A 21,295-nucleotide genomic window follows, 5' to 3' on the forward strand; every position below is an offset into this window, starting at 1 on the left:
AATTCATTTGAAAGGAGATACGTTTCCCTTTAAGATTAAGTATCGGATGGTTTAGTTCTTTAGAAGATCTTGATTCATCCGATACCGTTTTGCCACCGATCGTAGCGGAAATCCTTTCGCATCGCGAAAGATTGGAGCGTAGAGCGGGATCGCTTTTCGCCAAAAATTTTCACTCTTAGATCCAATTGGCGAGGCACATCCGAATCCATCCGGCGGTTGTTTCTTTGTAGATTATTTTGATTTGAGATACTATCTATTTTGAGGCAATATGTAACTTCCCATAATTGATCTTATGTCGCATAACAGATGATACGCTATTGTATAGAAAGGCACATCGGTAACACTTTAGATCACATCCTCAAGATAACTTTCCTAAGCAATTGTTTCATAATCATGATCTACAAAAAAATAGATGAGTTTCGATCCAGATGGACCAGGATTTTCACTACAATGGATGGTTTATGGAACTACGAAATTTAAAGTTGCTACCTGTGCCATATGTAACTTCATTTCGTTCCGCAGGTTTTTTTCTTAATGTCTTCACATAAATAAGAACCTACCAGTCGTTCGGCGTCACATTGGAATTTGGCTGCTGCTTTTGTCTCGGAAGAACCCGAGACACCGGATGCGGACTCTGCGCAATAAGTATACGACTGGTACACCACTAGAGAACATGCTAAATAATCCAAATCTGCCCGTTCACAAGCTTCATAGGAAGAGCTGGTCTTGGAACAATGGGATAGGAAAAGGACGGGAATGAGTAGAAATAATATCGAAAGGCGCACTGTCCGTTAGACAGATAGGAGGCGGTTTTAGTTTTAGCTTTTTCTCGAGTCTTTGCGATTAAAGTTTGGTATTGTATTTTTGCATGATTTGGTTTCTTTCAATGTATCGAATCTTCCCAAACCCGGAGGCCTTCTTTTCCATTGTTGGAAGCCCGGGATCATTTTTTAAAACCAAAAGGTAACTTCGATCGCGAATAATTAGAGGTTCTAGTTTGGTGATCCCAAACTCACCAAAAAGAGTTCTCAATTCTTCGATTGTGACTCCCTCTTCCGTTGCAAATAAGTATTCACCTTCTTTGAACATAGAGCCCTTTTCTTGTATCGGTTTCATTGGTTGGTTTTGTTTTGGTTCACCAAACAAGGTGCAGCCTGTGGTTAAGGCTGCAATCAGGATCCCGCAAATACCAATCTTATTGTAAAACAGCGGTAACTCCAGTGACTTGTTTGAGGTGTTTGATGGATGCATTAGCATTGATGGCTTTGCCATATCTTGTGGTTCCAGTCAGCGCAGTTTCAGTCACCCCACCTTCGATGAGCTTCGTGATCACATCTTGGTAGGTAAAACTTTGGTTATAGGAACGAATGAGGGCCGCAACTCCGGCTGCGTTTGGAGTTGCCATGGAAGTTCCGTTTAGATTGGTATATGCATTGTTTGTAGGTTTCCATGTGTAAATAGAGATTTCAGTAGCCAATGCGCCACCATTATTAACGCTACCATCGGATGTAAATCTATATCCAACTGAACATGTTGAAGATCCGGCGCACTGTTTTAAAATTGCAGACTCTGTGCTACGGAAAGAATATTCACTTGAATCCCTTCTACAAAATTTATCCATATACACGCCACGCAAACTATCAAATAATGATATTGCCGTTCCCCCTCCAGTAAATGGGTTACCAGCGGTCGGTGAATGATACATTTCAGTGTAATCATAACAAGTAGTTGAATCATACCCTTCACCGTCAGAAATCAACACTTGGTGCAGCAATACGTTTGTCGCAGCACTATCAATAGTAAAGTTTTTATAAACAACTCGGTTTGAAAAAGCTGGCATTGCTGTTGGATTTGCATAAGGAGCCGTAAAATTCCAACCAATCACTGAACAATCGTTAGGAAGATATAATCCGGATAGAGTCAAAGGACTTCCACTGATGGAAAAAGAACATGTATGATAGGTAAAAGGATTTCCACTGACACCAACGTTCACCCAATCATTTGCATAGGAGGTAGGAGTCTCTGCTACTGTTGTTTCAACCCCATATCCACTATAGATATTAGTTCCTGGAGCTCCAAAATCAGCAGAGCGGCTAGCAACGGTTGCATTACTATCATAGTTTGAAAAATTTGCGAGCGCATGCTTTTGGTCAAGGGCAGAGATACAAATTAAATTCAAATTTGTGTTTTCACAAGGATAAGCAGCTCCGTCAGTGTTTAGATTTTTACCATCATTTCCTGCAGCAACGACTACTAAAACATCATTGGTTCTGGCAAACTCGATTGCAGAGTTAATTGTGGAACTATAACTAGAACCGCCGAGACTCATATTGATGACTTTGGCACCGTTACGAACTGCAAAGTAGATTCCATTGGCGATATTATCGTTGGTTCCCCCGCCGAGTCCAAGAACGCGGACAGCCATGATTTTTGCCGATTGACAAACACCTGAAATTCCAACGTTATTATTTCCTACTGCTCCAATCGTCATAGCAACATGGGTTCCATGACCTTCTTCATCACGAGGGTTGTTGTCCCCGCTGGCAAAATCATAACCGTGGTTAGGGCATCCACCACCAATGGCGGTTCCATTTTGGTTCACACAGCCGCCGGATCCATTCCACATATTGCCAACTAAATCTTCATGAGTGTAAGTCACACCAGTATCCAGAACTGCTACTATTGTATTATTGCAACTAGTCGTCACATCCCAGGCACCGAGAACATTCATATCTTTACCAGATGTTCCCGGATTGCTTGAATTTGCCGTATAACTTGGAGAAGTTATTGCCTGGCCTGAATTGTTGTGTCCCCAAAGTTGAGGAAACCCCGGATCATTTGGTGCGGAAGCCTGTTTATAATATAAATACCTAGGTTCTACGGACTCAACATTCGGATCTTTTTTGATCCTAGCTAAACCTTGTTCCATTGTTTCCGATTCAGCTAATTTTGCTGTAGTAAAATGACCTTTTAAGTTTATTACCCCAGTGTTAGCTGCTAACTTAGAAGTTTGGTGGACAAGCTCCGAATCAGGGACTTGTTTTTTAAAAGTAATGACTACTTCGCCAGGAAGATAAGGTAGTTTCTCCCCTGATTTGGATTTAGAACCTAGTGCGTCAAAATTGAATGTTGACTGATTCAATTTCCAGATTGGTTCAGAAATCAGGATATTTGTAACAACTAACATCGTTACTACGATCAGAGTTTTTGAGAGCGTTTTTTTGTTAAAATTCATATGATTCAATCCTTTCCTATGTGCTCGGAACATTTACTGCTGAAGTTTGAGCTGAAGGGGTTCCTCCAGTCGTGTTGTATTTACCGTAGGAATATACTTTGAAATACCAGTTCCCAAAGTTTGGTACAGAGATAACCTTAGAATTTGGAGTTGTACCCCCAGCGTTAGGAACATCGGCACAAATTACTGAGGTTCCATTGTGAACTGCTGTAAATCCAGATGTTTGGCTATAACAAACTTTGTAACCTCCATCCGTATCATTGGCAGTCTTTTCATTGGTAGCAGTCCAACTTACTAAAACATCTGCGCCTGTTTTCCCAGTACCAGATACATTTAGGTCAGCACTTGATGCCGCACCATTATTTCCATTTGTTGTGGCAACACGTACCACTGCAGCCCTTGCTCCAGTGGCAGAAGGGGCAAACTGGATAGTAAATGTTCCAGAAGCACCAGCTGCAAGTGTCGCACCAGCACTAAATGCACTGATTGTAAAGTCACCCGTGTGACCACTGGGTTTAGAAAGAGTTATCCCTGTCATAGTAGCAGTTCCCGTATTACTAATGGTTACGGTTTTTGTAGAAGAAGTTAAGGTAGGCCATACAACACCGAAAGTTGGAATCGATCCACCTGAGGTAAAACTACTCGAGTTATGCGATATCGAGATTGTAGGAACGGGTTTAGGTGTTCCAGTACCTGTTGCTGTAAATAAGAAAGCAGATGCTCCATCGTATGCGACGGCGATATTGGATGTTTTTGAACCAGTGCTTGATGGGGAAAACTGAATCGTAAACGTAGCGCTGGCATTGGCAGCAATAGTTGCAGGGAATCCTGCAAGATTCAATACGAATTGTGAATCACTGCTAGTTACAGCGGGGCTATCTAAAGTTGCAGTAGCACTCCCTGTATTGGAAACTGTAAATGTCACGGCACTTCCCGAAGAATCTACTTCAACAGAGCCTAAACCATAGCTACCATTAGATGAAATGTCAGTAGCTCCAACAGAAACTGCCAATCGAGGAGCAGCCGGTCCAGCTGTCCCTGTTAGGTTCATTTGAAAAGAACCTACGGCGGCATCGCTGGATTGAATCTTGATAGTGGCTGTTTTTACTCCGGTCGTTGTCGGTTTAAAATTTAAGGTAAATGTAACAGAGGCACCTGCTTCTAATGTTGACTTTGATGGTTGAGTGATCGAAAATTGTGCTGCATCGGTCCCAGAAAGAACCACAATATTTGGCGATCCAGGTAATGAAATAGAAGCAGTTCCGCTATTTTTAATCGTAACGGTTCCCGTTTTACCAGCAGCCGTGTTAATGGGTTCAGAACCTAAATCTAGCGTGGCACCGCTTTCTCGGCTAACGCCATTGTAAACGATTTCCAATTTGGGAGCTGGGACGTCACCACCGCCACCGCCCATTCCGAGAAGAGCAAAAGCAGCGCCACCGCCCCCTCCACCACCGCCAGGGCAACCAATGGATGTTAAAGATATAAGTGTTAATAATATTAGAAAATTTAGTTTTTGATTCATGGGTAAAGAACGCATATTTTTTTACCTACGCTAAAACTGAATCCAATTCTTTCAATCGTACCGCAGGTTTTTTATTTCTGGAAAACCGCTAAAAGTGTTTTTGTTAGCTTTTTAGAACGTTAATTCCGGTTTTACGGAATTTTTTTTAAAAAATCGTGGACCAAGATCAAAAAAAATGACCTAACGCGAGTTTGCAGTCCGCTCTTAGTCCTCTTCGGGAGGGCTTACCACACCATTTTTAGGGATTTCCTTGCGGTGACGAATGTCATCTTCACACTCCAAATGCCTGTAAGACGAGAGAGATGGAATTATTTTGTCCGTAATTTCGCTATGATCGAGATCGTATTCCCAGTATTTGGTGAGGTTCCCTTGCCAATCATAAGGAACTATTTTTTGAAAAACAAACTCACGATCGGCGATCCCCTGCACATGGTGGATTTCTAATTTTAGATTCCCTCTAAAAAAATGAGGAATGGGAAAAAAATACAAACATCCAACCAGTAAGGTTTCTTCCTTGTACTTTGTTTTTGTAGAAAGAGGTAAAAAGAAAGGTTCTTTTGATTCTGCAAGTGGGAGAGGATGAATTCTTAATGATTGTTTGGTGCTTCCAGACAAGTTTTCAAAAGCTAAAGTGACGGAAATTTCCTCCACAAGCCCAATGGTTTTATCCTTACCACGAACCAATCTTAAAACCAAATAACTTTCTCTATCAGAGAGAGATGTGGGAGAGAATGCGGGATCCTTTCTATCATTTTGTTTCAGATATATACAATGGACGCAGAAAAGAAGGATAAAGGCAAAAATTGGTTTCGATTCTTTTCCCGAAGTTCTGGATTGCGTTTTGATTCGAACCATGTTAAAATCAACTATGGTATATTACTTAATTCTCACAACCATTCCTGTAGCCATCATATCCGGTTTTTGTATCCATTGGTATACATTGCAGGGAGAAGCAAATCCTCTCAAACGACTCGAACACTCACGTGGGATTTATCTGGGTTTTTCCTTTCAAATTTTACTTTTTGCTTGGTTGTTATTCCAATTGGGACATGCCAGATTTTCCTATCCGCTCTATGCCATAGGATTTTCTTTTTTAGGAGATTGGTTTAATCTCCAATTCCCTATTGCCAAAAAACAAATGGAGGATCCAGTTCTTGGCGGAATCTTCAGTTTTGCCATTGCCCAAGTTTTCTTTTTGTTATCATTTTGGAAATTGGTCAGTTGGAATGAAATCTACACTGGAATTTTGCCTTACGCGATTACAGGAACTTTACTCGTCCTACCAGCCGTTATCTTCTATTTTAGAGTTTATAACCCAAATCGATCAAAATGGGTGATGGTTTCTGCGTTTATCTATGGCCTTGTTCTTTGTTTTTTTGTTTCTCTCTGCATTAACGCCTATTTCACGTTTGGTGGAGTTTGGATTTATTTAGCCATTGGAGCAGGATTTTTCCTACTTTCTGATGCCGTGATGGGAGAAACAACGATCAATGGAACCAGACACCCAAAATGGGAATTCCAAGTTCCTTGGGTCACCTACCTAATTGCACAAAGTTTTTTACTCGTAGGTTTCTTTTTAGTTTCTCATACAAGGCATCTAGGTTAATTTAAAAATTTCACTTAGATACATTCGGTAAATCATTGTTTGGTGCAAACACTTTAGCCTGTTCCCAAGCAATGATCATTCGTTTCCGGTGCGGATCCCACCTGTAACCACCAAATAAACCTGAGGTTTGGATCACGCGGTGGCAAGGGATGAGGTAAGCGATAGGATTTTTACCGATAGCTGTCCCTACTGCTCTCCCAGCAGATGTTTGTCCAATCGAAGTCGCAATGTCTCCATAGGTACAAAGTGTACCTAAAGGGATTTTTAATAAGGATCTCCATACTTTGAGTTGGAATTCGGTTCCATATACATATAGGGGAATCGGTGATTCGGGAATGACAAGTCGCTGGAAATAATCCTTTAGTTTTTGATGGTAAGCAGATTCACCTTCCTTCCAAACGGCAAAGGGGAATTCCGCTTTGGTTTCTAAAATTCCCTTTTCACCTGAATCTAAAAATTGAAGGGATTGGATTCCTCTTTCGGAGGAAACAAGAAGGATATCGCCAAAAAGAGAAGGAAATACTTCGTATTGTAAAACAAGTCCTTCCCCTCCTCGTTTGTATTCACCTGGTGTCATGGCTTCTAATTTGACAAATAAATCATGAAGTCGACCCGTTCCCGAAAGTCCAAGAGAATAAGTTGTGTCTAAAACTGACGATTCTTTTAACAATCGTTTGGCGTGTGTAACCGTTACGAACTGCAAAAATTCTTTTGGTGAAACTCCGGCCCAAGTTCGAAATACCTTTTGAAAATGAAATGGACTCAAAGAAACTCGTTCTGCTAGAGAATCCAAACTAGGTTGGTCTTCAAAATGTTCCAAAACATATTCGATGGAATTTTTTATGATTTCGTAATGTTTATGATTTTCATCCACAAAATAGATCTTAATTGATTTTACCAGGGCTGAAAACCCGATTCTTGCGATTTCTGAAAATAAACTACAATTTGTTTGATTTTTTTTTAAGAGATCCAACCCTCTTCTTTAAGAAGAAAAGTGTCAAAATCCTTGGATCCATTTCCCGTACTCACCGCCTTACAATCCATTGTTGATTCCATCCAAAAAAACCCAGTGACAATTTTGGATGCCCCACCAGGGACCGGAAAAACAACAGCTCTCCCTACAGAACTTCTAAAGGCAGGTGTCACTTCGGGAAAAAAAATCTGTATCTTAGAACCAAGACGGATTGCAGCAAAAAATGCCGCCAAACGAATCAGCCAATCTTTAAAAGAAGAAGTGGGCGGCAGTGTTGGTTACCGGGTTCGATTTGATACAAAAATCAGCAACGATACAAAAATTGAGTTTGTGACCGATGGAATTTTAACAAAGATTTTGTTAGCAGATCCAGAACTCAAAGAGTATGGACTGATTGTTTTTGATGAATTCCATGAAAGAAAACTGGATTCTGATCTTTGTTTTGCACTCACACGTCGCACCCAAGAAGTTTTTCGAAACGATTTAAAACTTCTCATCATGAGTGCCACTTTAGAAGGACAAAATTTTGAATCCATTGGCATCCTGTCAAAACCCATCCAAGTCAGTGCAAGCACTCATCCCTTAGAAATTTTTCATATGGGAGATTCTTCCAAAAAACTAAAAGAAAGACTTCTCGATCTTGTCCCTAAAGCCGTAGAACAAACCGAAGGTGATATTTTAGTATTTTTATCTGGAAAAAAAGAAATCCAAGATTTAAAATATGGATTGGAATCTATCCTAACGATCCAATCAAATGCCGTCGTACTCGGTTTGTTTGGTGATATGGAACTGGCCCAACAAGAACAAATTTTTTTACCACATCCACAAAACAAAAAAAAGGTCATTTTATCCACAAATATCGCAGAATCATCGGTCACCATTCCTGGAGTCAGAGTTGTTTTTGATACAGGATATCACAAACATGCGGTTTTTGATTCGGAAGCGGGACTGTCTCACTTAATCAAAGATCGAATTAGTCTCAGTAGCGCCAAACAACGTGCAGGGCGAGCAGCCAGAGAAGGGAAAGGATTGGTTTACAGACTTTGGTCCAAAGAGGAAGAAAGTTCTTTTTTAGACAGAACCAAACCTGAAATTTTGGAAGGTGATATTGATCGTTTGGTCTTAGAAGTTAAGTCTTGGGGAGAAGAGGTTGATCAGTTACCTTTTTTAGACCCACCAAACAAAGGTTCGGTAATTAGAAGTACCAACCGTTTGCAACTTTTAGGATGTTTGGACCAAAATTCAAACCTGACAAACATAGGAAAGGAATGTTTACGTTACCCTCTTCCCATTCGGCTGGGAAAAATTTTAGCAATTCTGCCAAAAGACAAAGAAACTCTAATTGCCGATATAGTCGCGTTAGTTGGGAAAGAAAGTTCAGGAACAGAAAGCAAACTTTTCCCGGAAGAAACCCAACCAAAAAATTTCCCATACGAATTACGCGTGGTTTATGATCAAATTTTACGAATTTACAAGGAAAAAACAGATTTTTCGAGCACTGTATCTGGCAAGGATCGGTTGTTTTATCTCAGTTCTGGGTTCCCGGACCGGATTGCCAAAGCCAAAGTTTTAAATGGAAAAGACTTTAAACTTTCGAATGGAAAACAAGGAATCCTAAATACAACATCCCTTCAAATTCCAGAATTCATTTTAGTTTTGGACACTTTCTCTTTTGGTTCTGATCTTTTGATTACCAATTTTTTACCAATCGAAGAAAAACAAATTGAGAAGTTTTTTTCCAACCAAATCCAAACCAAAGTAGTTTCCGAAACACGAACCAACCAAAGGGGGGAATCCTTTTTTGTTGTCAAAGAAGAACGTTCACTCGGCGAGTTGGTTTTAGAATCCAAAGAAACCAACTCGCCCAATCCAACGATACTCCGTTTGGCGCTTGCAGAATATATAACCAAGTCTTCTTTAGAAGAGGAATGGAAAAAAGATCCAGAATTAATCAATTTTTACCATCGAGTTCAATTTTTAGAACGAAATGGTGTTTTAGATACCAATACCGATTTTAGTCATTTAAAACAAATCGCAGAAGATTGGCTTTTTCCTTTTATCAATTTTGATTCTGGGAAACTTTCCCTTGATAAACTCCCCTATTTGGAAGCATTCAAAGCCTATGTGGGATATGAAAAAATGAATGTTATCGATTCCTTTGCCCCCAGATCCATTCAAGTTCCCTCTGGTTCAAAAATTTCTTTAAATTATGATGGGAATGAACCTGAGTTACATGTCAAATTACAAGAGTTATTTGGTCTTAAATCTTTACCAAAACTCGCCGATGGTAAGGTGAGTATCCTCATCCATTTACTTTCTCCAGCACGTAGGCCAGTACAAATCACCAAAGATTTAGAAAGTTTTTGGAATCATGGTTATCATGAAGTCAAAAAAGAATTAAAAGGAAGATATCCAAGACACCCTTGGCCTGATAAACCTTGGGAAGCCACCGCAACCAAACATTTAAATCACAACAAACGTTCGTAAGTGGACACCCAACCCTTTTTGTTCACAAAAAATTTAGTCTTACATTGAGGACAAAGATAATCTCCGGCCAATTTCCACCTAAGGAGAGATTGGCATTCAGGGCAATGGACGGTTTTTTCTTCTGATTTGGGTGTGAGTTCGTTTGCGGGTGTTTCACTGAGGATTTGTGATTCTAGATAGTGAATGCACTCGGATTCTGTAGGAAAAAAATGAAACCCTAACGGCAAATTTTCGGTAAGAGAACCTTTCCACCCAAATCCAGCCACTTTTGAGCCTGTTTCTTTGCAACGTTCGGTAATCTTTCTTAGAAACTCCCAACCGACCTCTGTGACTTCTTCCACTTCCGAAAAATCAAGGCAAAAAAGAGAGGGGGAAAGAGTTTCCTCCTTCAATTTTAGATAAAGTTCTGAGCCGATTTCCGCAGAAAATGTTCCCGCTAGGCGGAAAAGAAGTGATTTCAAACAGGTTTTTCCTCTTTTCTATTCTTCGGAAAAGATTCTGTATTTACAAGGAATTTTGTTCCTAATACCCTTATTTATCAGATATGAAATCGATACCTAGACGATACTGGGTTTTACCAGTCGACATACTCTTTATGTTTTTGTCGTATTTTCTCGCACATCTTGTGCGATTCGAGAATGTACGATTTTTAGATAGTTATCCTGACTTTTGGGTCTGTGCGACTATCGTCGTAGTTTCGCGGAGTGTCGTATTTTTATTCTCAGGGATTTACAGATCCCTTTGGTCTTACGCATCCTTACATGACCTACTTTCTATCATCAAAGCCACTGTCCTTTCTTCTCTTGTTTCCACTTTGGCACTTCTTTTTTATAACCGGTTCTACCAACTCTCGCGGATGGTTCCGATTCTTGACACTCTCATCTTACTTGGATTTTTATGTTTACGAAGTTTGAGTTGGAGGATGTTACGAGAACAGATCTTTAGTTCTGACAAATCCAAAGGCGGAATTCCTGTCCTACTTGTAGGTGCGGGGAAATTGGGAAGTTCCTTCTTAACAGAAATTAGACGAAATGTGGATTTGGATTATTCACCGATTGGATTTTTGGATGATAACCTTTCCAAAAAAGGTGGATACATCCAAGGAATTCCCATCCTCGGATCCACAGATGAAATTGGTAAAATTTTAACTCGTTTCGGCGTGAAAAAAGTAATTATGACTGTACCACAACCGGATGGACGAGTGGTCAGCAAACTTATGAAAGAATGTGAAGGTGCAGGAGTGGATTTTAAAATCCTTCCTACCTTTGGTGAATATTTATCTGGCAAACCAAACATCACACAACTTAGGGAAGTACAAGTGGAAGACCTTTTGGGTAGACCCACTGTGGATTTAGAAATTGAATCCATTCGTTCTTATTTGGAAAAAAAAGTTATTCTTGTTACAGGTGCTGGTGGTTCTATCGGTTCCGAAATTTGTAGACAAGTGGCACTTTTTAAACCAAGTGTCCTTGTGATTTTAGACGCCGCCGAAACTCCGTTATACGAAATTGATTATGAACTTAGAAAAAATTTTTCTGATTTAAACATAGACATCCGACCCGTCATTGCTGACGTCAAAAACTTGTCCCGTATTTCGGCAATTTTTGAAGAACACCGCCCTTCGGTTGTTTTCCATTCTGCTGCTTACAAACACGTTCCGATGATGGAAATCAATCCCTCAGAAGCCGTTCTCAACAATGTGATGGGCACAAAGAATGTAGCGGATGTTTGTCGGTTGATTGGAGTAGAACGTTTTGTTTTGATCTCTACGGACAAAGCAGTGAACCCTGTGAATGTGATGGGAGCTTCTAAACGAGCTGCGGAAATTTATCTGCAACATATCTCTCAAAATTCAAGGACTAAGTTTATTACCGTACGATTTGGGAACGTACTCGGATCCAATGGAAGTGTAATCCCACGTTTTCGTGAACAAATCAAAAGAGGTGGCCCAGTTACAGTCACCCATCCCGAAGTCATTCGTTATTTTATGACTATTCCGGAAGCCACCCAACTAGTGTTACAGGCTGGAAGTATGGGAGAACACGGAGAAATTTTCCTTTTGGATATGGGAGAACCTGTAAGAATTCTTTCCCTTGCCGAAGAGATGATTCGTCTTTCCGGATACACCCCTCACAAAGACATAGCCATTGAATTTTCTGGGCTTCGTCCTGGTGAAAAGTTATACGAAGAACTCCTTCTCAACCAAGAAGGAATCAAAAAAACACACCATCCAAAAATCCGAATTGCGGCACCTTTGGAAAACTACAACCTACTTCTCTTTCAAAACAAACTCAACAGGTTGTTTTCTCTTGCCAAAGCCAATAAAAATAGAGAGGTTTTTGGTGCCTTCAAAGATATCATTCCCGAATATAAAGTCCACGACGAATACATCGAGTGGGAAACATCACATGGTAAAAGGAATTTATGAGCGAAAAACTCACCCAGGAAGAAATCACAACATTACGTGAGTTTAAAAGGGATTTGTTCAATCTCTATTGGGAACGGTTCGGAGTGTTTTACATTCATGTTATGCCCCATCCAAAATTGGAAATTGGGAAACGTGGATTACTCAATGCTGAAAAAGAATCGGGCATCGTACTTGTGTTTGGTGACAAAGCGGTAAAAGTTTTAGACAGTAAACCAGATTATTTATTTGCAGAACTACAATTTGGATCGGCTTGGGAACCAACTATGATTCCTTGGGATGCTGTATTTCGTATTTATGATAAGTTTCAAAATTCAGCAACACAACTCAGGTTTTTGCAAGTGGAAACAGTTCCTAGTGTAGAAGAAAATATTTCTAAACCTAAGGTCACAAAACCAGAAGTGACAGGGGATGGAAATGTAATCCGAGTTGATTTTGGAGGGAAACGAAACGAATGAATTTTTTTACCATCACTCGGGGTGATCTCGACGGTTTTTTTGGTCTCATGGTGGACAACCTCATCCAACTTTTGGTTCTCTCCGCTCTCTGTATTGGAGTTTGTGGGTTCCCACTCCTTTTTGTTACTTCTGTAGTCCTTCCCGGTGCAGCAGTTTCTTTACTCGTAGGAAATGTTTTTTATGCATGGCAAGCCTGGAAACTAGGTCAAAAAACTCACCGAACAGATGTTACCGCAATCCCCTACGGAATCAATACAGTATCTCTTTTTGCTTTTGTTTTTTTTGTTATGTTTCCCACCTATCAGGCTACAGGTGACTATGTAGCAGCTTGGAAAGCAGGACTTCTTGTATCTTTTGTTTCCGGTTGTATCGAAGTGATCGGTTCTTTTGTGGCTGCAAAAATCCGCAAATACACACCCAGAGCCGCTCTACTTTCTGCTTTGGCGGGAATTGCCATCACCTTCATTTCGATGGATTTTTTACTTCGGACCTTTGAAAGACCAATCGTCGCCTTCATTCCGCTAGGTATTATCCTTTTACAATACTTTGGGAAAGTCAGATTTCCTTTTGGGATTCCGGGAGGTCTTCTTTCGGTAATCCTCGGAATTTTGTTGTCCTATCTTTCTTCGTTTTGGGGAGATCCTATTTACAAACCAGGAGCCATTGAAAGTGGATTACAAACTCTTGGGATTTATTTTCCTCAAATTTCCATCAGTCCTCTGCTTGATACTCTAACCTACGCCAATATCAAAGCCTACTTTTCTATCATCCTACCTATGGGAATTTTTAATGTCATAGGATCCTTACAAAATATTGAATCTGCAGAAGCATCTGGAGATAGTTTTGATACCAAAACTTCGCTCCTTGTGAATGGACTAGGGACCCTTGCAGGAACCGCTTTTGGTTCACCTTTCCCTACTACAATCTATATTGGTCACCCCGGTTGGAAGGCTCTTGGAGCTAAACATAGTTATTCGGTGCTTTCTGGAATTTTTATGACCGTTGTCAGTTTGTTTGGCCTAATGGGTCTCATCCAAGCTTTGATTCCCGTAGAAGCAGGAATGGCCATTGTCCTTTGGATTGGAATTGTGATTACAAGCCAGGCCTTCCAAGCAATACCCAAACACCACTCGCCAGCAGTTGTTGTTGGTCTTTTGCCAGCCTTTGCCGGTTGGGCAGTGCTCATCATTCAGAATGTATTTATCTTTTTGGATGGGAAATTACAGACCACTTTACAAGAATTAGGTGTAAAACAAGTAGTTCATTTTTCTTTATCAGATATCCCTCCTCATTTGCCTTTCCTGCCTTATGCACTCTCTGGAGTTTTAGCATTATCACAAGGTTTTCTCATCACCTCGATGGTGTGGTCGGCAATGGTTGTATTTATTTTAGAAAGAGAATGGTTGAAAGCTTCCCTTTGGGCAGTGATTGCTGCTGTACTTTCGATGGTGGGTTGGATCCATGCTTATGAATTACAAGGGAACGCCATTCTGAACCGATTCACTGAACTTGCAAGTTTGGATTTCCCTATTGCTTATCTTTCTCTGGCGGTTTTATTTTTATTGATACAGCTTCTCAATAATCCAAAACAAAATCCCGACAAATTCGGGCATTAATTTGCTTGTAATCTAAGACTCAAACAAGTACAGTTTTAGTCTAACAAACAGGTTCCATGTGAACCTTAAGGAGAACAATTTCCTATGACTTGGATCAAACGAATCGGTTTTTTCCTGTTAACCAATATTTTGATTATGACTACCATCTCTATCGTAACCACATTGCTTGGTTCGATGGGATTTAGCATCCGTGCCTATGGTTTGGATCTAACTAGACTCATTGTATTCTGTTTAATGTGGGGTATGGCGGGGTCTTTCATCTCGCTTTTACTTTCTAAAATGATGGCGAAGTGGTCGATGGGTGTAAAAGTCATCGATCCCAAAAATGCTTCTGCGCCGGAAATGGATGTGTATCGCCGCGTGCAATCACTCGCACAAAGAGCTCACCTTCCTATGCCTGAAGTAGGAATTTACGATTCACCAGAAGTGAATGCGTTTGCTACTGGCCCAAGTAAATCCAGTTCGCTTGTTGCTGTTTCTACGGGATTATTAAATCGTATGAATGCTCAGGAGTTAGAAGGTGTGCTTGCACATGAATTATCACACGTAGCCAACGGAGACATGGTAACACTGACTCTCATTCAAGGTGTTGTGAACTCATTTGCTATGTTCATCTCTCGAATCATTGCATACATTGCGTCCAACGCAGTGAAAGAAGAAATGGCGCATATCGTAAGAATTGCTGTGACTATCCTTCTTGACATTGTGTTCTCAATTCTTGGTTCTATGGCAGTGGCTTATTTTTCACGCCAAAGAGAGTTCCGTGCGGACGCTGGTGGTGCGAAACTTGCGGGAAGAGAGTCTATGATTTCTGCTTTGGAATCACTCCGCCAAATGGTAGATATGCCAGAGGATCCAAGAGGAGAAGCTCTTGCTTCCTTTAAGATCTCTTCTAACAAAGGTGGATTCCTTTCTCTATTTGCAACCCACCCTGCTTTAGAAGAAAGAATTTTAGCTCTAAAACAAATGAGATAAAATCTTCTAACAAAAGACTAACAAAGTAGAAAGGTCGGCAAATGAGCCGGCCTTTTTTTATTGCAAAGCCCTAGTCTTCCTTGGTTTCATCCTATTATGTCCATTGTTAAATCTAAGATTCGAACCATTCCCGACTACCCAAAACCCGGGATCCTTTTTCGCGATATTACTTCCCTTCTCATCGACCCAGAAGGATTCCAACTCACCATTGGAATGTTTGTAGAACGATACCAAAATGCTAAATTAAATAAAATTGCTGCCATTGATGCTAGAGGTTTTATCCCTGGAGCCGCACTTGCCTTCCAACTCGGAGTGGGATTTGTTCCCATTCGTAAAAAAGGAAAACTACCAGGAACCACTATCTCTGAATCTTATGCTTTGGAATACGGTGTGGATCATGTAGAAATCCATACAGATGCCATTAACCCTGGTGAACGTGTTTTGATTATGGACGATTTGATTGCTACTGGAGGTACTTTGGAGGCTTCGATCAAACTGGTTCAAAACCTAAAAGGAGTCATTCATGAATGTGCCACAATCATTGACTTACCAGATTTAGGTGGGGCAAAACGAATCAAAGATACTTACGGAATTGATGTATTTTCTATTTGCGAATTTGAAGGACATTAAATAGAAATTTACTTTTTCTTAAAAAACAAAGAGTTCTGTTTAGGTTATAGATTTCCAATCAGAATTCTTTGTTTTATCCACACGAATGCTCACCTCATTTCCCAGGAAATTCCACCGGACGACAAATAGTTTCTTTAGAATGTGAATTCCACGTCCACTTGTGACTAACTTTCTATCAGAATCAATAGGGCTCGGGATGAGTCTTGGATTAAAACCTTTCCCACTATCAATCACATACACATCAATGTACTTACGTGATTCAAATACATGAACTGTGATGATATCATCCTCTCTTTTCCCTCCATGTTCCAAGGCATTGTCTAAAGTTTCATCTACAAGGATCTGAAACCAAAAACTATCCATAATATTTTTCCAATTCCTTTTTTCATACAATCTCCAAAGGTTTTCTTTGATAAGTCTGGAATTGGTTCTCGTTGCAAGGATTTGGTCTTCAAAGATTTTGTTTGATCTTTCAAAGATAAAAGAAAATGGATGTGTTAGGTAATCTTCTGTAAAAGAATAATGGAATAAAAAAACTACAAAACATGAAAGAAAAAGTAGATTCACAAATAGGAAAAAGTGTAAAAAATATTTTGTTGTGAGAGGGATGATATTTGGAACAAAACAAAGAACAATAAACAATACACAAGTAAAGAAGGTGGCCAAATAAATAAATTCCATAAATCTTTGGATGGCAGGAAAATTATACCTGAGTTTGGCAATGACAAGGTAGGAAAAAGTAATGACAGCTAACACAAAATAGGTGTTATAATAATATTTTAACAGAATGAGACTTGCCTGAGGGAAAACTTCATTGAGTAACCCCAGGTCCACAAACAACAACATAATCCCCATTCCCAAAACAAAGGAACAAATCACAACAAGTCTCGGGAAATTACGAAAGAAGGTTGGGAACTGTAAACCAAAGTATAACAAAACAAAGGATAAAAAAACTAAATAGGTAGAGATGGAATGCGCTTGGTTTAAGATTTGATTTTCCAAGAACAAAGTATCAGAAAGTATCGTCAAATCTCCGATACAGAAAAAAGCCGCGAGGATTGAAAAACTTGTTTTCATTCTTGTCCGAGGATTCTTTCTAAATGAAACAATACCGGCAATCAGTGAAAAAAAGGCGGTAACTCCGAATATGATGGATTCAAACAAACTCATGCAAAAACAAAAAAAAATTCTCTCCTCCCCTTTCCTCTTTGCGAGTACTATTTTGTTTTTTACGAGTTTATTCTTAAGCCCAGTTTACACGCAAGAAAACAGACAATCCATCGACGAAATCAAGAAATCTGTAGTCCAAATCCGAGTATTTTCACAAGCCAAAGACCCCTTCTCACCCTGGATCTCCTCAGGAATTTCTGCCTCGACTGGTTCAGGTTTTTTGATTTCTAAAAACCGCATCCTCACCAATGCCCATGTTGTCTCCAACGCAAAATTTATGGAGGCTCAAAGGAACAACCAGACGGAATGGTATGAATTAAAAGTTTTGTTCATTGCACATGATTGTGATTTGGCGCTTCTAGAAGTTCCTGATCCCGAATTTTATGAAGACAGTAATTTTTTAGAACTAGGAAATTTGCCGGAACTGGCAAGCCCAGTTGATATCATCGGATATCCCATTGGTGGTAGCAAAATATCCGTTAGCCGAGGAATTGTTTCACGGATTGAACAATCAACGTATGCACATTCCCAAATCGATAGCCATTTGGTGGTGCAAGTGGATGCTGCCATCAATCCAGGAAACTCTGGTGGGCCTGCACTCCAAAATGGGAAGGTGGTAGGTGTTGCCTTCCAAGCCTCGACCAAAGGTGAAAATATTGGTTACATCATCCCCACAGGTGTGATCCAACATTTTCTAAAGGATATCGAAGACGGAACTTACCACGGATATGTTGAATTGGGAATCCAAACCCAACCCTCCTATTCTGAATCCCATAGAAAGTTTTATGAAATTCCTCCGTCTATTGAAGGGGTTTTTGTCACAAAAGTTTTAAAAGCAGGTTCTGCCGATGGATTTCTAAAACCGGGTGATTATTTAACAGCCATAGATGGAAGAAAAATTGGTCGTAATGGAAATCTACTAGAAGTTAGTTCCATTGATTTTTTAGAACTAGTAGATAATAAGTTTGCTGGTGATGAGATTCAGTTCGATCTCATTCGAAATAAGAAAAAAATAAATGTAAAATTCCCAGCTAAAAAGATGCCACAGATGGAAAACCAAAGATCGCGATATGGAATCAATTACGATTATGTTTTGTTTGGTTTGGTGGCCTTGTGTTTCAAACTGTCAACAGAGACCTTCTAGAAACTTGGAGTAAAAATGGACAAACACAAGGAGGAAGCCTTCTTGTGTATCGGTTTTATGATGCCACAACACTTTCTGATGGAGCTACCGAAGATGTTGTTTTGTATCGCAAACTCCCTCACCCTAATAATTCCAATGCCGATTTTTATCTGAATATGGTCGTGGAATCTTTGAACGGTAACAAGGTAAAAAATCTGGCTCATATGAAAGAACTACTTGGTTCTTCGAAAGAAAAAACCATAAGAATCCAATTTTATGGAATTCAACTTCCAATGATTTTGGATAAAGAAGAGTCCGAACGGGCCGACCTTGAAATCAAAAACACATACCACCTAACAGGAAATTAAAATTATGTTCGTTTCGACTCTAAAAAATCGATTTACCTGGATTTTCTTTATATTTTTGACCGGTTCTCTATTCGGAAAGTCAGTTCCTGTAGGAATGACAGATCCTTCCATCCTTCAAATCAAAGCCACGGTTCAATATCCAAATTTTCTCCAACCATGGAGGTTTAAAAATCCCGAGGTTCGTCATTCCACGGGGATTTATATTGGGGACAATCGTATCCTCGTTCCCGCACAAGCAGTCTATTTTTACACAAACATTGAGGTCAAAAAACCTGAGGCATTAAAACTTTATACAGCGGAATTGGAACGTATGGATCCTGATTTAGGCCTCGCAATTTTAAAGTTAAACGACCCGAATGCTTCGAAAGATTTAAAACCTGTTATTTTTCCAAACGAATTGTTTTTACCAGGAACAGGTCTTGTGATGGAAAGTAAGGACCAAAAGAACTTAGAAGAAAAAAAAATCAGAATGATCCGTTTAGATATGGATTCGTATTCTAGTGGTTATGTGGAGCTTCCCTATATCGAAATCCAATCCGAAGAAAAAATAGATGGTATCGGCGAACTCATCGTAGACTCCACCGCAAGGATTCCCCAAGGAATTTTGTATCAATTCAAAGAAACTGGTACCGGGAAAGTCATTCCTTCGTTTTCTATTAAACACTTTATCGAAGGAAAATCTTTTCCTTTTAAAGGATTTAGATTCAAACCATTAACAGACAGTGCCACAAGGAACTACTATGGATTGAAAAAAGATGATTTAGGAGTGTTAGTGGCAGAAATTTATCCCGGATCTTCGGCTGACGGAATTCTACAATTGGAAGATGTATTACTCGAAGTTTCGAATTCTAAAATTGATCCCAAGGGATATTTTGACCACCCCAAGTTCGGGAAACTCAATTTATCGTATTTGTTTCATAATACGAGTGATACGGATTCTCCCTCGGTGAAAAAAATCAAAGTAAAAGTTTTTCGGAACAAAAAACCCGTTTCTCTGGAAATGGATTTAAAACCGTTACCAGAGTCTTCCATTCGCATTCCTTATGGGAACTCTAGATTTCAAACGCCCAGATACTTAATGTTAGCTGGTATAGTTTTTCAGGAACTTTCTGAAATGTATCTAACAGAACATGGGAACCAGTGGAGAAATCGAGTAAACAAGGAACTTCTTTATCTAAACGATTTTTATCGGATCAAAAGGGATGTTAACGAAGGAAAAGTTGTATTTTTATCACAAGTTTTACCACTTTCAGGAAACAAGGCCTACCATACAGCCCATCAAATGATTCTAAAAACGGTCAATGGAACCCAAATCCAATCGTTAAATCAATTACAGGAATTGGTAAAAAACGCAGAAACACCTTACATTCATTTTGTGATGAGCGATGGGTTTGAACTCATCTTTAAAAAAGAGGAAATTCAAACCCTAAATGCGGAAGCAAAACAAAGTTTTCAAATCCAGAAGGATTCTAATTTTTAGAATCCAACAATTCCTATTTGATAACCTAATTGTTTTGAGATAAGCACTACCTTCACGAGAAATAGAACTAAAATGAAAAGAGTTAATAAAATGTATTCTTTTTTGTGAACCGTTTTGTCTTCGTTAACAAGTAACAACAAAACGGGAATTGATAAAGTAAACATTCGGGATACGTTTTCATAAACAGACCAAAAATGGTAATACCCGGCTGTCCCTACCATAAACATAATTAACAAAAAAGAAATCCGGAACTCCCAACCTTTTTTTAACTGACCCGTAAAAGGCAAAAACAAACCTAAAAAGAATAAAACTACCAAAGGAAATCTTGAAAATAATCGTGCTAAATCCTTCCAATGGTTTCCAGTCGCAAGAGAAGCCCAAATGGATTCCATATAAGAAATTAATCCTTCGAATGGTAATATAAAATCTGTTAAACGACCAGGCCTCCAGTTCGGGAACCGATATGCCAGATACAGGTGCCAACAAACTGGGATGATCAGGACAGATCCCACAACGAGAATCCTTTTCCAATCTTTTCTAAAAACAGAGGTTAGCCCCAAAGGAAATAACAAAAACAAAGCCGGTTCTTTGGTGAGGATTGCCAAACTAGAAAGTAAAATAAAAGGAATATAGTTTTCCTTTACATAATAATAGTATGCAATGACAAGAATAGACACCATTACCGTGTCACTCACAAGAACATAATAACTGCCCAAAGCGAAGGGACTAATTAAATACAAGATGGCATAAGGTTTAGTATCTTCGTTTAATAGTTTACGTAAGTAAAAATAGGAAACTAAAGTAAGGACAATGTTCCAAAAATACATTCCAAATATCGCGGTAGGTTTTCCAAAAAAACCAAAAATTGCGATTAACAAGGGATAGCCGATACGTGGTGCCCGATAGGATTCATCAAATCCCTTTGGCCAATTCAAATTAAATTCAGAAAGTGGTCTTGAAAAATAATAAAATATTTGTCCATCATAACCAGAACCCAAATCACCTTTTTCTCCTTTGAATAAAACTGCTTTTTTTGGTGTTTCCGCCTGGTTTTGTAACGCAAATTCATATCCAAAGTTTACCATCGAACTTGGGTTCCATTCATACTTCTTCCAATAACCTAAAGTGGAAACCCCCCAGATAAAAACGAATAACATTACTGTGGCCCACTGTTTTGAATTCAAATATACAAAGATGGGGAAAATACGTTTTTGGAACATTGTG

Annotated in this window: 16 protein-coding genes and 1 pseudogene; 9 read left to right on the top strand and 8 right to left on the bottom strand. The window is 39.4% G+C overall.

Annotation, left to right across the window (positions count from 1 at the left end; translation table 11 throughout):
* Positions 1–843 precede the first annotated feature (843 nt).
* From EHQ16_RS11660 to EHQ16_RS11675, 4 genes are all read right to left on the bottom strand, one after another.
* Positions 844–1,116: a hypothetical protein gene (locus EHQ16_RS11660; RefSeq protein WP_244242054.1), complete on the bottom strand. Its 273-nt coding sequence runs from the start codon at positions 1,114–1,116 to the stop codon at positions 844–846.
* A gap of 79 nt (positions 1,117–1,195) precedes the next feature.
* Complete coding sequence (locus EHQ16_RS11665; protein WP_135631996.1) at positions 1,196–3,235, bottom strand: S8 family serine peptidase; 2,040 nt, start codon at positions 3,233–3,235, stop codon at positions 1,196–1,198.
* A 16-nt stretch (positions 3,236–3,251) separates the two neighbouring features.
* The gene (locus EHQ16_RS11670; protein WP_244242055.1) at positions 3,252–4,775 is read right to left on the bottom strand and encodes a choice-of-anchor D domain-containing protein; all 1,524 of its coding nucleotides are present in this window, start codon (positions 4,773–4,775) and stop codon (positions 3,252–3,254) included.
* A 189-nt stretch (positions 4,776–4,964) separates the two neighbouring features.
* Positions 4,965–5,615, bottom strand: a complete 651-nt coding sequence (locus EHQ16_RS11675; RefSeq protein WP_244242056.1) for a hypothetical protein — start codon at positions 5,613–5,615, stop codon at positions 4,965–4,967.
* Between EHQ16_RS11675 and EHQ16_RS11680 the strand changes: the two genes are divergently transcribed.
* Positions 5,614–6,366 carry a lysoplasmalogenase family protein gene (locus EHQ16_RS11680; protein ID WP_135632070.1) on the top strand — a complete coding sequence of 251 codons (753 nt, stop codon included), beginning with the start codon at positions 5,614–5,616 and terminating at the stop codon, positions 6,364–6,366. The two genes, EHQ16_RS11675 and EHQ16_RS11680, sit on opposite strands and share 2 nt — an antisense overlap.
* Positions 6,367–6,376: 10 nt before the next feature.
* On the opposite strand, the gene EHQ16_RS11685 is transcribed toward EHQ16_RS11680, so the two are convergent.
* Complete coding sequence (locus tag EHQ16_RS11685; protein ID WP_208742291.1) at positions 6,377–7,240, bottom strand: methylated-DNA--[protein]-cysteine S-methyltransferase; 864 nt, start codon at positions 7,238–7,240, stop codon at positions 6,377–6,379.
* 120 nt (positions 7,241–7,360) lie between these two features.
* Here EHQ16_RS11685 and hrpB point away from each other — a divergent pair, with 120 nt between their 5' ends.
* Positions 7,361–9,826 carry an ATP-dependent helicase HrpB gene (gene hrpB / locus EHQ16_RS11690; RefSeq protein WP_135631994.1) on the top strand — a complete coding sequence of 822 codons (2,466 nt, stop codon included), beginning with the start codon at positions 7,361–7,363 and terminating at the stop codon, positions 9,824–9,826.
* Here hrpB and EHQ16_RS11695 read toward each other — a convergent pair.
* Positions 9,808–10,287 (bottom strand): hypothetical protein, encoded by a 480-nt coding sequence (locus EHQ16_RS11695; RefSeq protein WP_135631993.1) that lies wholly within the window; start codon positions 10,285–10,287, stop codon positions 9,808–9,810. The two genes, hrpB and EHQ16_RS11695, sit on opposite strands and share 19 nt — an antisense overlap.
* An 83-nt stretch (positions 10,288–10,370) precedes the next feature.
* Between EHQ16_RS11695 and EHQ16_RS11700 the strand changes: the two genes are divergently transcribed.
* From EHQ16_RS11700 to EHQ16_RS11720, 5 genes are all read left to right on the top strand, one after another.
* Positions 10,371–12,254 (top strand): polysaccharide biosynthesis protein, encoded by a 1,884-nt coding sequence (locus EHQ16_RS11700; protein WP_208742289.1) that lies wholly within the window; start codon positions 10,371–10,373, stop codon positions 12,252–12,254.
* Positions 12,251–12,709: a ClpXP protease specificity-enhancing factor SspB gene (locus EHQ16_RS11705; protein WP_135631992.1), complete on the top strand. Its 459-nt coding sequence runs from the start codon at positions 12,251–12,253 to the stop codon at positions 12,707–12,709. The genes EHQ16_RS11700 and EHQ16_RS11705 overlap by 4 nt, the downstream gene beginning before the upstream one ends.
* Complete coding sequence (locus EHQ16_RS11710) at positions 12,706–14,325, top strand: NCS2 family permease (protein ID WP_135631991.1); 1,620 nt, start codon at positions 12,706–12,708, stop codon at positions 14,323–14,325. Before EHQ16_RS11705 ends, EHQ16_RS11710 begins: the two co-directional genes overlap by 4 nt.
* Before the next feature lie 84 nt (positions 14,326–14,409).
* A complete protein-coding gene (htpX, locus tag EHQ16_RS11715; protein ID WP_135631990.1) occupies positions 14,410–15,300 on the top strand; it encodes a protease HtpX in 891 nt (296 codons plus the stop codon).
* 96 nt (positions 15,301–15,396) lie between these two features.
* Complete coding sequence (locus tag EHQ16_RS11720; RefSeq protein WP_135631989.1) at positions 15,397–15,930, top strand: adenine phosphoribosyltransferase; 534 nt, start codon at positions 15,397–15,399, stop codon at positions 15,928–15,930.
* A 39-nt stretch (positions 15,931–15,969) separates the two neighbouring features.
* Here EHQ16_RS11720 and EHQ16_RS11725 read toward each other — a convergent pair whose 3' ends face one another.
* Entirely contained in the window at positions 15,970–17,007 is a 1,038-nt protein-coding gene (locus EHQ16_RS11725; RefSeq protein ID WP_135631988.1) for an ATP-binding protein, read from the bottom strand.
* Positions 17,008–17,038: 31 nt separating this feature from the next.
* Between EHQ16_RS11725 and EHQ16_RS11730 the strand changes: the two are divergent.
* Both EHQ16_RS11730 and EHQ16_RS11735 read left to right on the top strand, forming a co-directional pair.
* Positions 17,039–18,591, top strand: a pseudogene (locus tag EHQ16_RS11730) (S1C family serine protease).
* 4 nt (positions 18,592–18,595) lie between these two features.
* Entirely contained in the window at positions 18,596–20,071 is a 1,476-nt protein-coding gene (locus EHQ16_RS11735) for a PDZ domain-containing protein (protein ID WP_167482659.1), read from the top strand.
* Here the strand turns inward: EHQ16_RS11735 and EHQ16_RS11740 are convergent.
* Positions 20,068–21,291, bottom strand: a complete 1,224-nt coding sequence (locus EHQ16_RS11740) for an AZOBR_p60025 family cell surface glycopolymer formation protein (RefSeq protein WP_135631986.1) — start codon at positions 21,289–21,291, stop codon at positions 20,068–20,070. The genes EHQ16_RS11735 and EHQ16_RS11740 overlap by 4 nt on opposite strands.
* Positions 21,292–21,295 lie beyond the last annotated feature (4 nt).

The sequence above is a fragment of the Leptospira kanakyensis genome (genome assembly GCF_004769235.1).
Lineage (GTDB): Bacteria > Spirochaetota > Leptospiria > Leptospirales > Leptospiraceae > Leptospira_A > Leptospira_A kanakyensis.